Source organism: Vibrio splendidus, assembly GCF_024347615.1.
In the GTDB taxonomy this organism is placed as follows: domain Bacteria; phylum Pseudomonadota; class Gammaproteobacteria; order Enterobacterales; family Vibrionaceae; genus Vibrio; species Vibrio splendidus.
On the sequence record NZ_AP025508.1, the window covers coordinates 2,171,025 to 2,184,740 of the forward strand.

The 13,716-nt window shown below is 43.0% G+C and carries 12 protein-coding genes and 1 riboswitch; of the genes, 9 read left to right on the forward strand and 3 right to left on the reverse strand.

Translation table 11 applies throughout. The annotated features are described in order from the left end of the window. Positions 1-344: 344 nt before the first annotated feature. From OCU90_RS09790 to OCU90_RS09815, 6 genes are all read left to right on the forward strand, one after another. The gene (locus OCU90_RS09790) at positions 345-572 is read left to right on the forward strand and encodes a hypothetical protein (protein WP_004733582.1); all 228 of its coding nucleotides are present in this window, start codon (positions 345-347) and stop codon (positions 570-572) included. Between the two features lie 215 nt (positions 573-787). After that, the gene (locus OCU90_RS09795; protein ID WP_017080790.1) at positions 788-2,242 is read left to right on the forward strand and encodes a TolC family protein; all 1,455 of its coding nucleotides are present in this window, start codon (positions 788-790) and stop codon (positions 2,240-2,242) included. Between the two features lie 3 nt (positions 2,243-2,245). Further along, positions 2,246-3,220 (forward strand): HlyD family secretion protein, encoded by a 975-nt coding sequence (locus OCU90_RS09800; protein WP_004733580.1) that lies wholly within the window; start codon positions 2,246-2,248, stop codon positions 3,218-3,220. Between the two features lie 7 nt (positions 3,221-3,227). Then, complete coding sequence (locus OCU90_RS09805) at positions 3,228-4,613, forward strand: ABC transporter permease (protein ID WP_061025476.1); 1,386 nt, start codon at positions 3,228-3,230, stop codon at positions 4,611-4,613. Next, positions 4,610-5,764 carry an ABC transporter permease gene (locus tag OCU90_RS09810; protein WP_061025474.1) on the forward strand — a complete coding sequence of 385 codons (1,155 nt, stop codon included), beginning with the start codon at positions 4,610-4,612 and terminating at the stop codon, positions 5,762-5,764. Before OCU90_RS09805 ends, OCU90_RS09810 begins: the two co-directional genes overlap by 4 nt. A gap of 590 nt (positions 5,765-6,354) precedes the next feature. Beyond that, entirely contained in the window at positions 6,355-7,896 is a 1,542-nt protein-coding gene (locus OCU90_RS09815) for an alanine/glycine:cation symporter family protein (RefSeq protein ID WP_004733576.1), read from the forward strand. 185 nt (positions 7,897-8,081) lie between these two features. On the opposite strand, the gene OCU90_RS09820 is transcribed toward OCU90_RS09815, so the two are convergent. The 3 genes from OCU90_RS09820 to OCU90_RS09830 all read right to left on the reverse strand — a co-directional run bounded on the left by OCU90_RS09820 (position 8,082) and on the right by OCU90_RS09830 (position 9,675). Then, positions 8,082-8,291 carry a hypothetical protein gene (locus OCU90_RS09820; protein ID WP_061025472.1) on the reverse strand — a complete coding sequence of 70 codons (210 nt, stop codon included), beginning with the start codon at positions 8,289-8,291 and terminating at the stop codon, positions 8,082-8,084. A 323-nt stretch (positions 8,292-8,614) separates the two neighbouring features. Beyond that, positions 8,615-9,349 (reverse strand): chromosome segregation ATPase, encoded by a 735-nt coding sequence (locus OCU90_RS09825; protein ID WP_004733574.1) that lies wholly within the window; start codon positions 9,347-9,349, stop codon positions 8,615-8,617. Between the two features lie 167 nt (positions 9,350-9,516). Continuing rightward, complete coding sequence (locus tag OCU90_RS09830) at positions 9,517-9,675, reverse strand: hypothetical protein (protein ID WP_004733573.1); 159 nt, start codon at positions 9,673-9,675, stop codon at positions 9,517-9,519. A gap of 301 nt (positions 9,676-9,976) precedes the next feature. Beyond that, positions 9,977-10,110: riboswitch (glycine riboswitch) on the forward strand. Between the two features lie 128 nt (positions 10,111-10,238). Here OCU90_RS09830 and OCU90_RS09835 point away from each other — a divergent pair. The 3 genes from OCU90_RS09835 (at position 10,239) to OCU90_RS09845 (ending at position 13,286) form a co-directional block, all read left to right on the forward strand. Then, positions 10,239-11,609, forward strand: coding sequence for an alanine/glycine:cation symporter family protein (locus tag OCU90_RS09835; RefSeq protein ID WP_061025471.1), 1,371 nt, complete (start codon positions 10,239-10,241; stop codon positions 11,607-11,609). Between the two features lie 376 nt (positions 11,610-11,985). Next, complete coding sequence (locus tag OCU90_RS09840) at positions 11,986-12,828, forward strand: winged helix-turn-helix domain-containing protein (protein WP_061025468.1); 843 nt, start codon at positions 11,986-11,988, stop codon at positions 12,826-12,828. Then, complete coding sequence (locus OCU90_RS09845) at positions 12,825-13,286, forward strand: hypothetical protein (protein WP_061025467.1); 462 nt, start codon at positions 12,825-12,827, stop codon at positions 13,284-13,286. The genes OCU90_RS09840 and OCU90_RS09845 overlap by 4 nt, the downstream gene beginning before the upstream one ends. The last annotated feature ends 430 nt before the right edge of the window (positions 13,287-13,716 follow it).

The following is a 13,716-nucleotide window of genomic DNA, read 5'->3' on the forward strand; positions in this document are numbered from 1 at the left end:
GAAGAAGTTTATTGTTGCCAAGCCATAAGTCATGATTTTCAGACTATGCTTTAAATCGAAATTTCGGTTAACAAAAAGACAACAACTCTTCGCTCACTGGACGTATCTATAACGAAACGTTGCACGCTCGCCGCTAGGATTGTTGAACAAACAGGTTATCAACCTAACCTCATTCATACATCTCTATTTACACTATAGGCCAGCATGACAACTCAGAGGTGCCTGATAAAGCAGCGCCCAATAATAAAACATTGATGAGCAGGAAGTATCGATCAGTGGCAACGTCCAATAGAAACAGGATTAAAAACATAACGTATAAACATTGTTGAAAAGGAAACCAGGCAATGAAACGCGATAATTTTGGAATTTGTCTTACTAAGACCATGCTGTTCAAACACTTGCAATCGACTTTTACTCACGTAAGAGCCTATGAGAAAGACGGTACCTCCCCTCTCGATCTCAAGGTATTGTTAGCGTTCCCGCAAATGTCGGGCAGAGATTTATTACAAACAATGCAAGGTTCAAGACAATTGGTGTGGCGCGCCGATCACCATTGTCCTGGCTTTAAATAAGCCGCTTCATTTTGTAAAAACGCTTCTATACTGAACTTAAAAAGCACGCTTATGCGTGCTTTTTAAGTTTCATTTATCTCTGATATCTTCGTCACTCAATCCTATTTACACTTGGTTAACGAGTTATGAGACTTTCTCTAAGTGTGAGAGAATCTAATCAAGACAAATGACTATTGCCCTGTTAACATTAGAGTTAATACTCTAATTGGTATTTAATGCAGATGACCAAACCAAAATTTCGATACCTTGCGATCGCCAGTATGCTTCTCGGCACCATGACTTCGCCAGGCTATGCTGCCCCGCTCACTTTTTCTGAAGCGTGGCAAATATTACAAGAAAACAACAACTCACTTGCGGCTCAACAAGCCAACGTTGAACGTTATCAACACCTTCAGAACTCAACGAGTAGCCTCAACTTGCCTTCTATCACCTTAGGGGCTAACTACACGCACCTTGATAGTGACGTGACGATTAATGGCGAACAGTTCACTGACAGCTTAAGTGGCGTGCCAAACTTAGGCGCAGTTGGAGGTATTCTTCAGCCTATATTAAGTGGGCTTGGCGGCGTTACCTCAACGATTACAGAACAAGACATCTTTAGCTCTTCTATTCGCGCGGTTTGGCCTATCTTCACAGGCGGGCGAATTACCGCGGCGCAAAATGCAGCTGAAGGTAAAAGCGAAGAAGCGCAAAGCCAGCTGTTGATGGAAAGACAAGCTCGCTACGAAGACTTAAGTAAATATTACTTCTCGGTGATCTTAGCGGAAGACGTCGTGAAAACACGTCAAGCCGTTGAAGCTGGCTTAACTCAGCATCGTGATTTCGCCATCAAGCTTGAACAACAAGGGCAAATCGCACGAGTAGAACGCTTGCAAGCGGATGCGTCACTAGACAAAGCGGTTGTCGAGCGAACTAAAGCTCAAAACGATCTTAAGATTGCTCAATTAGCGCTTACTCAAATCCTTGGTCAGAGCCAAAGTGTAGAACCCTCAGAGCAACTGTTTATCAATAAGAACCTGCCTCATATGGATGTGTTCATTGACCAAACACTCATGACCTATCCCGGCCTTAAGATTCTTGATGCAAAAGAGAAACAAGCAAGCAGCTTAATTAAGGCAGAGAAAGGTAAATACTATCCAGAAGTGTACCTTTACGGTGATTACAGCCTGTATGAAGATGACTCTCTCGCCAGCGAAATGAAACCCGATTGGTTAGTTGGCATTGGTGTGAATGTGCCGCTACTTGATACTTCTGGCCGTTCAGACAAAGTAGCCGCCGCTCACAGTGCTGTCTCACAGGTTCAATTCCTGAAGTCGCAAGCTAAGCAAGACTTAACCGTGTTGGTACAGAAGACTTACCTTGAAGCGAACCAAGCAATTGAGGAGGTTCAAGGCCTGAACTCAAGCTTGGCTTTGGCTCAAGAAAACCTATTACTCCGTAAAAAAGCCTTCACTCAAGGACTTTCGAACTCGCTAGAAGTGGTTGATGCAGAGCTCTACCTTGCGAGCATCAAAACCCAGCAATCTGCTGCGCGATTCAAATACCTAATCTCTCTGAACAAGCTATTAGCGCTAACCAGCGAAATGAATGCTTACTCGAGTTACTTAACCTCTTCTGTTCCGTCTGACTTCGACTCAAAAACAGACACCGATAGCCAGTCAAAAGGATAATTCATGAAACCTATTAAGCCCCTTCTTCTATCTTTAGTTGGTATCGGCGTTATTGGCTGGGTCGGATACAGTTTCTACCAAGCTTACCAACCTCAGCCGGTTAAGCTTCAAGGTCAAATCGATGCGCAGCAATACAGTATCTCATCGAAAGTACCTGGCAGAATTGATGAAATATTCGTGCGTAAAGGCGATTCAGTTGAAAAAGGCGAATTGATCTTTTCTCTTCTTAGCCCTGAGATTGACGCGAAGCTAGAACAAGCAAAAGCAGGTCAAAAAGCGGCTGGCGCATTAGCAAAACAAGCAGAGAATGGTGCACGTACTCAACAGATCCAAGCTGCTAAAGACCAGTGGTTGAAGGCAAAAGCAGCAGCCGATCTCATGGACAAAACTTATCAACGTGTCAACAACCTTTACAACGATGGTGTGGTTGCCGAGCAAAAACGCGATGAAGCCAAAACACAGTGGCAAGCAGCGAAGTACACGGAAAGCGCTGCGTTCCAAATGTATCAATTAGCACGAGAAGGCGCTCGTGACGAAACCAAAGTGGCAGCCGCTCAAAAAGCGTTGATGGCGGCAGGCGCGGTGGCGGAAGTTGAAGCTTACGCAAAAGACACGCAGATCCACAGCTGGTTTAATGGCGAAGTCTCTCAGGTTCTATTGAGCAGCGGTGAACTCGCACCACAAGGCTTCCCTGTTGTGACTGTTATAGACACCAAGGATGCATGGGCAGTACTTAATGTGCGTGAAGATATGCTTAAGCATTTCGAGAAAGGCAGCCAGTTTGAGGCGTACCTACCGGCTCTGGATAAATCATTAACTTTCCAAGTGACTCACATCGCCGTAATGGGTGATTTCGCGACTTGGCGTTCAACAGACGCAGCACAAGGCTTCGACTTACGTACTTTTGAAGTAGAAGCGCACCCTGTTAATACTAGCGAAACACTGCGTATGGGCATGAGCCTTGTGGTTGAGCTTTAGGTGACGTATGTCTGCTAACTTTCGATCTACAGGTTCGCAATCTAAAAGCTCACAATCTAAAGGCTCGCAATCTACAGCCTCGCAATCAACTGAGCATCATAGAGCGAAGAATACCTTGCTTAGGCAGTGGGCGATTGTCCGCAAAGACAAATGGTTGTTGTCTTGCCTAACTTGGATACCTTTGCTTCTTGCTGCCAGTATTTGGCTGATTTTTTCGCAAGGGATCGCTCGTGACTTACCGGTTGCGGTTGTTGACTTGGAACACAGCCAAATTTCGCAGCAGTTCACACGCCTTGTTGATGCGTCACCAACGCTGCGAGTTACTCAGAAATACAGCTCTGCGAGTGAAGCGGCGAAAGCGATGATTGAACGCGATATCTACGGTTATGTTGTGATACCAAGGTATTTTGACCGAGACCTTCTGCTCGGATTGAATCCGCAAGTGTCTGTGTTCTACAACAGCCAATTTATCTTAATCGGTAAGCTAGTGAATTCCGCGTTGTTGCAGGCTCAGGGGACTTTTAACGCGCAACTTGAGGTCGTTAAGCAGTTATCACACGGTGATACCACGGTGCAATCCGCATTAGGCCAAGCAGTAACAGTGCAAAGCCAGATCACGCCACTGTTCAACAAGAACACCAGTTATGCTCAGTTCTTGGTGTCTGCGGTTATTCCTGCACTGTGGCAGATCATGATTGTGGTGGGCACGATATTGGTTTTGACGGCGAACGTTAGAGCTCGTGGTCTTCATGCTTGGTTATCCAACGCCCCGATGAAATCACTAACATCAACACTAGCGCCCTACCTTGTCTTGTTTTTGATGTTTGGTATCGCGTTTAGCTTTTGGTTTTATGTGCTCTTAGACTGGCCATTTAACGGCAGCTTTGTGGCATTGACTGTCGCCCAGCTGCTTACCGTCATCAGCTGTATCATCATGGGTTGTTTGTTTTTCTTCTTAACACTTGATCCCGCAAGGGCGATGAGTTTCGCTGGCGCCTTTACGGCACCAAGTTTTGCATTCATGGGCATTACCTTTCCGGTGACAGACATGAACACGGCAGCGCAAATCTGGAGAAGCTTATTGCCCGTGAGTCACTACATCGAAGTACAAACAGCACAATCAAGTTATGGCGCGAGCGCGGCACAGTCGCTTATCAGCCTCTCCTCGATGTTGTGGTATGCGATTCCTGCTTTCGTGGTGATGTTGTTGATTAAGAAACACTTGGCGCAATCGGCTCTGTCTGCACAAACGGAGCTAACAGCCCAAGCTGCTCTATCTGCAAAAGCGACGCCGTCTACACCTTCAACACCTTCAACACCTTCAACACCTTCAACACCTTCAACACAGCAAGAGAAATCTGAACAATCAGCACCACAAGGAGTAAAACGATGAGCTTTACTCAACTGCTCAAGCAAGAACTCTTAGCGGTATTGCGTAACCCTGTTGTACTTCTTACGGTATTTGGTGGTGTGGTCTTCTATTCATTCTTGTATCCATTGCCTTACGCGCACCAAGTTCCTCAACAGCTTAAAGCTTCGGTAGTAAACTTGGACAAGAGTCAAAGCAGCTACCAATTAGAACGAATGGTGGATGCCACTTCTCAAATCGAGTTGGTACGTCGAGACTCCAGCATCGCTGATGCAAAACAAGCCGTACTTAACCAAGAGATCGGTGGGTTCCTCGTCATCCCAGAGAACTTCTATAAAGACTTGCTCCTAGGTAAGAGCCCGACGCTTTCTTACGCCGGCGATGCTTCTTACTTCTTAGTGTACGGAACCATTGTTGAAGGGCTTGCCAAGGCAGGTGGCACGTTAGCTGCGCAAGTTAAGGTCAGTCACTTGTTAGTCGAAGGAGTGCCTTTAGAATCCGCAGCCAAAGGCTACAGCGCGTTTAGCCTGAACCTAAAACCAACGTTCAATAGCCGCATGGGATACATCGATTACGTAGTTCCAGCCGTCTTTGTGTTGATCCTGCAACAAACCTTAGCCATGGCTTCTGGTTTAGTTGGGGCAACCCAAAACGCTCAATCTACGTTTGGCTATTGGAGTAAGACCTCTCCAGTAAAACTGATGCTTGCTCGCTGTTGTACCTTGGTCGGCATTTATTACTTGTTGTCGATGTACTACTTCGGCGCGAGCTTTTCGATGTATGGAATAAATTTGCTCGCCTCAACGACACAAATTTTGACCTTACTGCTGCCCTTCTTAATGGCCAGTTGTTTGATCGGGATTTTTATTGGTGAGCTAGTGCCAAGAAGAGAGTTAGTCACGGTTGTGGTGTTAATCAGTTCAATGCCGCTGATTTTCTCTTCAGGTTTTATCTGGCCTGTTGAAATGATGCCTGAATGGTTAGTACTGCTGTCACAGTTATTCCCAAGCACACCAGCTATCCAAGGTTTCTTAGCGCTTAATCAGATGGGTGCATCTTGGCAAGAAGTGGCGTCTCAATGGACATTGCTATGGGGACAAGTCGCTTTATGGGGTTCGTTATTAGCACTTAAGCTTTACCACAAGTCGAGTAAACGTATCACTGGCTCGGTTTAACTCTAGTCTCTAAACGCTCAGCCTCATGTTCATGCTCATGCTCATGCTCATGCTCATGCTCATGCTCATCGTAACCCATTAAAAAGGCTCTGATAAAGGGCCTTTTTAATGCCCTCAGGCCTGATTCCATCTTCAGCTATCAATTGTTTAAACACTTCACAAGCACATATCGAATATTCAAACTCGCCGACTTCCCTGTGATCCCGCACTATACTTCACCTTAACCCGTCGCTATAACCGCTACTGCATATGCCTTTTGCAACCTAAAAAGCATCGACTTATTCCAAAACAATGACAAAACCCGAACAATTGTAAATTTATTGTAAAAATTTCTTTGAGGGTATTATTTTTATGTATAGGATTATCAGTAGGGCTTGGTAGGCCGAATACCATAGTCTTATTGGTTCACATACCAAAAGGATATCCATACAAAGCAAGATCAGTACTTATATTTATTTCGTTTTTCGACCTAGCTACAGCCGTTTATGTTGCCGTCGAATGAAGTAGATAAATCACTGAAATGTAAAAAATCAAATAAAAAACAAACACAACAGCAGCAAACATAATTTAATAAAAAGACAGGGAAAACCATGAAAAACTTACGTGAATTATTTTTTGGGTTTATATTATTGTTTAGTTCCAGTGCATTTGCAGAAGAAGGATCATTTAGTCAAAGTATCAGTAACTTGAGCCAAAGTGTTGATGGTTTTTTCAATGACTACACAGGTTGGTTCGTTGGATTAATATTTAAAAGTGTTCCACTTGGTGAAGCAAACTTCCCAATCATTGTTGGCTGGCTATTGCTCGCCGCGATTATCTTTACTGTTTATTTTGGCTTTGTTCAATTTAAACGTGTTGGCATGGCCATAGACATTATCAAAGGAAAGTATACCGACCCTAACTCCAAAGAGGATGGCGAAGTTTCTCACTTTCAAGCGTTAACAACTGCGCTTTCTGGTACTGTCGGACTTGGTAATATTGCCGGGGTTGGTGCTGCACTTGCAATTGGTGGCCCTGGTGCGACATTCTGGATGATCTTGTGTGGTCTTCTGGGTATGGCGTCTAAATTCTGTGAGTGTACTTTAGGTGTAAAATACCGAACTATCTTACCTTCAGGTGTCGTTTCGGGTGGTCCAATGTACTACCTAAGCCAAGGTCTGAGCGAAAGAGGACTAGGTGGACTAGGTAAAGCCCTTGCAATTGGTTTTGCATTAATGTGTATTTTAGGTGCGTTGGGCGGCGGTAACATGTTCCAAGCTAACCAAGCACATGCCATGTTAACTTACGCATTCGATGTACCAAGTGAATACGGTGTCATCACAGGGCTTGTACTCGCTACCTTAGTGTTTTCCGTTATCGTTGGCGGTATGCCTTCTATTGCGTCTGTAACAGAAAAAGTTGTTCCTTGGATGGCTGCTCTGTATATCGGTATGGCTCTGATTGTTATCGGTTCTAATCTTGATCAAGTTGGCCCTGCGTTCAGCGCAATCTTTACAGGTGCATTTACCGGTGAAGGTGTGGTTGGTGGATTCATTGGAGCCCTAATTCAAGGTCTAAAACGTGCAACATTCTCAAACGAAGCAGGTGTAGGTTCAGCAGCAATTGCTCACTCAGCAGTAAAAACAAAAGAACCAATCACTGAAGGTCTTGTATCACTACTAGAACCATTCGTTGATACGGTAATCATTTGTACAATGACGGCATTGGTCATCACTATCGCTGGCTTAAACGTAGGTCCATATGATGGAACAGGTTTAACGGGTGTAACGCTTACTGCTGCATCGTTTACTGAAACGGCAGAAGTATTTAAATACACACTTGCTCTCGCGGTAATCATGTTTGCGTTCTCTACGATGATTTCTTGGTCGTACTACGGTCTTAAGGCTTGGACTTACCTATTTGGTGAAGGCAAAACAACGGAACTGATTTTTAAAGTGATGTTCTGTGTGTTTGTTGTTATTGGTGCGACGATTCAGTTTGGCGCGGTAATCGACTTCTCTGATGCGGCTATCTTTGCGATGTCTATCTTCAACATTCTTGGTCTGTACTTCCTAATGCCTGTTGTGAAGAAAGAACTGCAATCATTTGTTGCTCGTGTGAAATCAGGTGAAATCAAAACTTACGATAAATAACGTTTAGTGGAATGATGTTGATCTAATAACTAATTTAGGTCTCATAACGATACAGTTCTAATAAACGAGACTGTTCTAAAAATTTTTGTAAGACCCTTTGCTTGAGAAAGCGAGAACAGGACTGCAACTTATCCAAATCCCTACTAGCTTTGCTTGTGGGGATTTTTTATGTCTGAATGGTTGGGCTAGTTACTATCCTCAATGCCTTGCTCGCTCTTTTCACTCTTTTCACTCTTTTCACTCTTTTCACTCTTTTCACTCTTTTCATCATCGTGTTCAACGTCGAAACGACGAACTAATTCTTCTACTTCGATCATATCTTTTTGCGCTAATGGCGAACAACAATCATCGAAACAATAAGCTATGGTGCAGTTCTCACAAAGATACTCTGGCATCACTTCATCCCTTGTCCTCAAAGCAGCCAAATGCGAGCTAGCATTCGACTGCGTGTTCATCCTGAACAACACTATTATGCAGCGACTCTGATCTGAAAATATGTATGCAAAGTCATTTAATAGACAACAAGTAACATATCATTATGGATATACGTAACTAGTCACAAATATCTAAGCAAACAATGAAAACACTCAAATAATCAATAATGAGAAAGCACCGGATCTATGCTCCCGAGAAAACGCAAAACGCCCACATCACGTGTGTGATGTGGGCGTTTCAATATTTACTGCAAACTATCTTTGGGTTGATTAAAGCCTGTGGCTTATAGACCCATCTCTTCAGTGAGCGTTTTGATCTGCTTAAGATCCATGGTGTGGACTTCAATCATTTGTCTGATATCACTCAGGCGAGAGTTCGCGTTATCCTGCTTCTCACACGCGTCAGATTTAGCATCCCATGATGTGCCATCTAAGAAAACGTCGCACGCTTTCTTTAGAGAACCAAGGTTCTGTTCAAGTTCATTTTTTTCTTTCTCAAGCTTTTCAAGTTCTTGAGAGATCTGTAATTCTTTTCGGAAAACTTCACGCGAACGCTCAAACAAGGTCGATTGCATGTCAGCCTGACGATTAAGTTTCTGGTTGTCTTGCTGAGTTTGCTCTAACGTTTGCTTCTGTTCGTTTAGCTGCTGCTCTAACGAGTAGTTCGCTTTCTCTAAAACCGAAGACTGCTTCGCTAGATCTTGGAGCTCTTTTTGATGTTCTTCTGTTTGTTTTACTAGAGCGGCTTCTACTTTTGCATCGATTTCGGTATCGACTTTTGCCACTTTAGTTTCAACGGATGTCATCAACTGTGTTTTGCTGTCGTGCAGTTCTTGATAACGAGTTTCGAGTACCTGATAAGTGGACTCCCACTTCGAAGCCGTGATTGTAGAACCGATCAAGCCACCTAACGCCAAACCTATAACCGCAGCAATGCCGATATAAAGCTGACTGCGCTTATCGCGTTCTTCAATAACAACCACTTCATCTTGTTCGCTTTGTCCAGATTGCTGGTTCACTAGCGGGTACTCCCAAAAATTTGTTTAACGTTACACGGTCACTGATACTGATACTGATACTGATACTGATACTGATACTGATACTTTAAGCTCAGTTAAACTTATTGCCCAAGCCAGAAGCACTTGAGCTTTGCTAACACGTTTATCCTATCTGCTCACAGACAGATTTAACGAGTTAACTCCGAAATCATCAGGCTGGCAGTATACAAAAGGAAGCTGCTAACGATAACAATCACTACCCATTTTTGCAGTTTTTCGTTTGTCCGGTAACGAAACAGCACAAATGCCAAAGCCAATAAAAAAACAATCGCTATTAATCGAGTCATAACTCCTCCTTGTTTCTCTATTTTATACCATTTAAATAAGCAAGTTACGTCAGAGACTCGTTGTTTGATCATTTAGTTGAACAACATTTGAGCAAACAGATATTTTGTAGCTGACATCACATTTCATATGATCTAGGATACGCCTACAGATTACCTAATTATTTAGGTAATTGTTCCGATGAAGACTGCAGGAGAGTGGTTTTTAACTAAATATTAACATTTAGTTAGATAAACCCGCCGAAGAAGTAAATCTTTCAGGCGCTTTGTGCTGGAGAAATCCAGAAAAGTGAGGACTGTCGTTGGAGGAACCTCTGGAGAGAACCGTACTACTTTTTTGTAGCAAGCGGTCGCCGAAGGAGCAAGCTTAGTGCCCGTTACTTATCTATAAGTGATTCGCTAAGTGAAACTCTCAGGCAAAAGGACAGAGGAGTGGAAAGCAACAGCCTTAATTAACAAAAGAATTCTATCTAGAAATCCGTATGTATTAAGTAGTGCTATCGATCCCTGTGATCTGCACTGCCTTCCCTCTTCTCCTTAAATTTTTAATTTATTAAGGGGAAACTATGAACCATCTACAAGCTACACTTCAAACCATCAACCAATTCGTTTGGGGACCACCACTGCTTATTCTGCTAGTGGGAACGGGGATCTACTTTACTTTTCGCTTAGGCTTACTCCAGTTTAGACACCTTCCAACTGCACTAAAAATGGTGTTCACCAAAGACAAGTCCGGTACGGGTGACGTATCGAGTTTCGCCGCTTTGTGTACAGCACTTTCCGCAACTATTGGTACAGGTAATATCGTAGGTGTAGCGACCGCAATCAAGATTGGTGGCCCTGGTGCCCTATTCTGGATGTGGCTTGCCGCTGTATTTGGTATGGCGACCAAATACGCAGAATGTCTACTTGCCGTTAAATACCGTAGAACCGATAGCAATGGCGAAATGGTTGGCGGCCCAATGTACTACCTGCAATACGGTGTCGGCTCACGAATCTTAGCGGTAATGTTCGCTGTCTTCGCGTTAGGTGTTGCCTGCTTCGGTATTGGTACCTTCCCACAAGTCAACGCTATCTTAGACGCAACTCAAATTTCGTTTGGTGCTTCTCGTGAGATGTCTGCTGTCGTTCTTACTATATTGGTGGCAGTTGTAACCCTTGGTGGTATTCAATCTATCGCGAAGGTGGCAGGAAAAGTGGTTCCAACCATGGCAATTATGTACATCGTCGCGTGTTTGAGCGTGCTGGTTTCAAATGCCGACCAACTACTGAATGCCATTACCCTTGTGGTTACCTCTGCGTTTACCAACACCGCTGCAACCGGTGGTTTCTTTGGTGCAAGCATCATGCTTGCTATCCAATCAGGTATCGCTCGTGGTGTATTCTCGAACGAATCAGGCCTAGGTAGTGCGCCTATGGCAGCAGCAGCGGCTAAAACGGACTCGTGCGTGAAGCAAGGCCTTATCTCGATGACAGGTACCTTCTTTGACACCATCATCATCTGTACGATGACAGGCTTGGCGCTTATCTTAACGGGTGCTTGGCAAACCGACCTCTCTGGTGCAGCGATGACCACTCATGCATTCGCTGTGGGTTTAAACGCCGATACTCTAGGTCCAATGTTAGTTTCGATTGGCTTAATCTTCTTTGCGTTTACAACGATTTTAGGCTGGAACTACTATGGTGAGCGCTGTGTTGTTTTCTTACTAGGTACCAAAGCCGTACTGCCTTACAAAATCATCTTCATTGCGTTGGTTGCCTCTGGTGCATTCCTAAAGCTCGACATGATCTGGCTGATGGCGGATATCGTGAACGGCCTAATGGCTATTCCTAACCTAATCGGTCTTATCTTGTTACGCCACGTTGTCATCGAAGAAACAAAGCTATTCTTCAAACCTTTAACTTCTTCAAATGATTGTGAAGCCGTTAAAGCATAACTTGAATTGATTGAATACAAAGCCCGCAATAAATGCGGGCTTTTTTATTGATTCAACACTTAAAGTGACTACATTATTACTTGCCCTATATACCCACAAATATAATAAGATATTTATTCGGCGACTGTTCTAATTAAAATAATGCAAAGACTAATAAAAAGGCCACTAATAAAACCAACGCTTAATTAGATGTTACTTATATTTAACAGGTTGTGTCTAAATAGCGTCATTTTTATCATAAACGAATAAGAAACATTTTGTTCCAACCACACAAAAAGACACCATAATAAAATATGTAACTTTAATTCACATATGAGTCAGTTTATAGTCATCTACACTCTTGAGAGAATTATAATAAAAATAAAATGTTGGCTATATGATCAGATTTGACCCAATTAAAAACCGTATTTATAACGACGAACGTTCTATTAAAATAGGATATCGTGAGACTCGCGTTTTAGAGTTATTACTTAAAAAATCTCCCGAAATTGTGCGCAAGCAAGATATTATTAGTTTCGCATGGGGAAGCGAATTCATTGGTGATACGTCACTAGCGAAATGTATCAGCTTGCTTCGCCAAGGATTCGTTAAGCTCGGTATCAAAGAGACGCCAATCGTGACTGTGCCAAAGGTTGGTTACCGCCTTATCGATGGTTGTGTCTTGATCGAATCGCAACCACAAATTGGAGCCACTATACCTCTCACTCCAGTGAGCGACCACATATCACTAAGTCATACCAGTTCACTAGGTAATCGCTGTTCACAAAGTCAAAGCAGTATTGCGCTCTCTCTTGCAAGTAGCCATGAATCTGAATCTAAACAGGCGACACCTGCTTATCATCAAGTCGGCTCATACCGAAATAGACTGTGTTATTTCACTACTGGATGTTTGCTGCTGGCATCTGCGTTGTTGGCTTTCGCTAAAGTTAATGAGAGAAACCTCAGTGATATCAACCCTGTTAATCGACTCAACGAGCAGTGGATTGGTCAAGTACAAGTTTTCCAAGATCCTGAAATGGCGATGACTTCTGAGCTAGAAAGCATCCTCTATCAGTATCAATGTGATTGTGTGGCGTACGTTAGCGAAGAGCCCGGCTATTCAGAACTCTCCGTACTCAACAAAGCAACACGCCAGTCTGTCAATATCTTTTACACGTCAACACAATTGGATCAAGCCAGCACCGAGCTGGCGCTATTCTTAGAGAGAGGCCAGCTATGATGCCATTCGTTGCACTCATTTCCGCATTCGCTTTATTAATTGGTATATGGAATATCCCTTCGCCCCAACCAAAAGAAGAGCATCGCTATCAACATAGCGTGGTGGACTTCATAGTGGATGACAATGTATTACGTACCGATGGATTAACAAAAATAAGTAACAACGAAGTCCTGCACCTTATGTCAGTCCAGGATGACAACATGCCTAACCCGATTATCCTGAGATTCAAAGGAAAAGCTAACCCTTCTCAATCATTTTTCTTTTCTATATCTGGCACCATCGACTTAGTCTCTGTACAAAAAATAAATAAAACAATGAATGACAGCCTATTGTCACCTTATCTTTTAATCAACAATGACCCATTAACGGTAAAGATTGATATCTTAAGTTCAAATGATTTATTTGCCATAATAAAAACGTGTAATACAGGCCGAACACAACTTCTGGCTAAGCGATAATTAGGAACAGTTTGGCCACCAGCAACGGCTACTTTATTATCAAATGACGATCCTTGTCGATATTACACATAGAAAACGGATGGTTATTTTTATTCATCTATCAGTAATACAATGACGACTTGATCCTGACTTAAAGTGTTTCAATGTTAAAAAGGTCGCACATCAAGATATCCAATCTAGATTTAGACTCCTTATGGTTAAATAACCGCCTTAAAGTTACGAACATTGTGAATGGTTATATCTAGCTTTCTACTTAACCATTCACATCAAGCGTAACGAAATAACATCAAAGCGTTTTGACGTTTAAGCCAAAATTATAACACTCTATTTTTCTAAAAACGGTTTGAGCCCCATCAAATAATTTCCTTTAAGTTGCACACACTTTCACCATATAAACACATTCAACAATACAACCCGATGAATTAAAAGG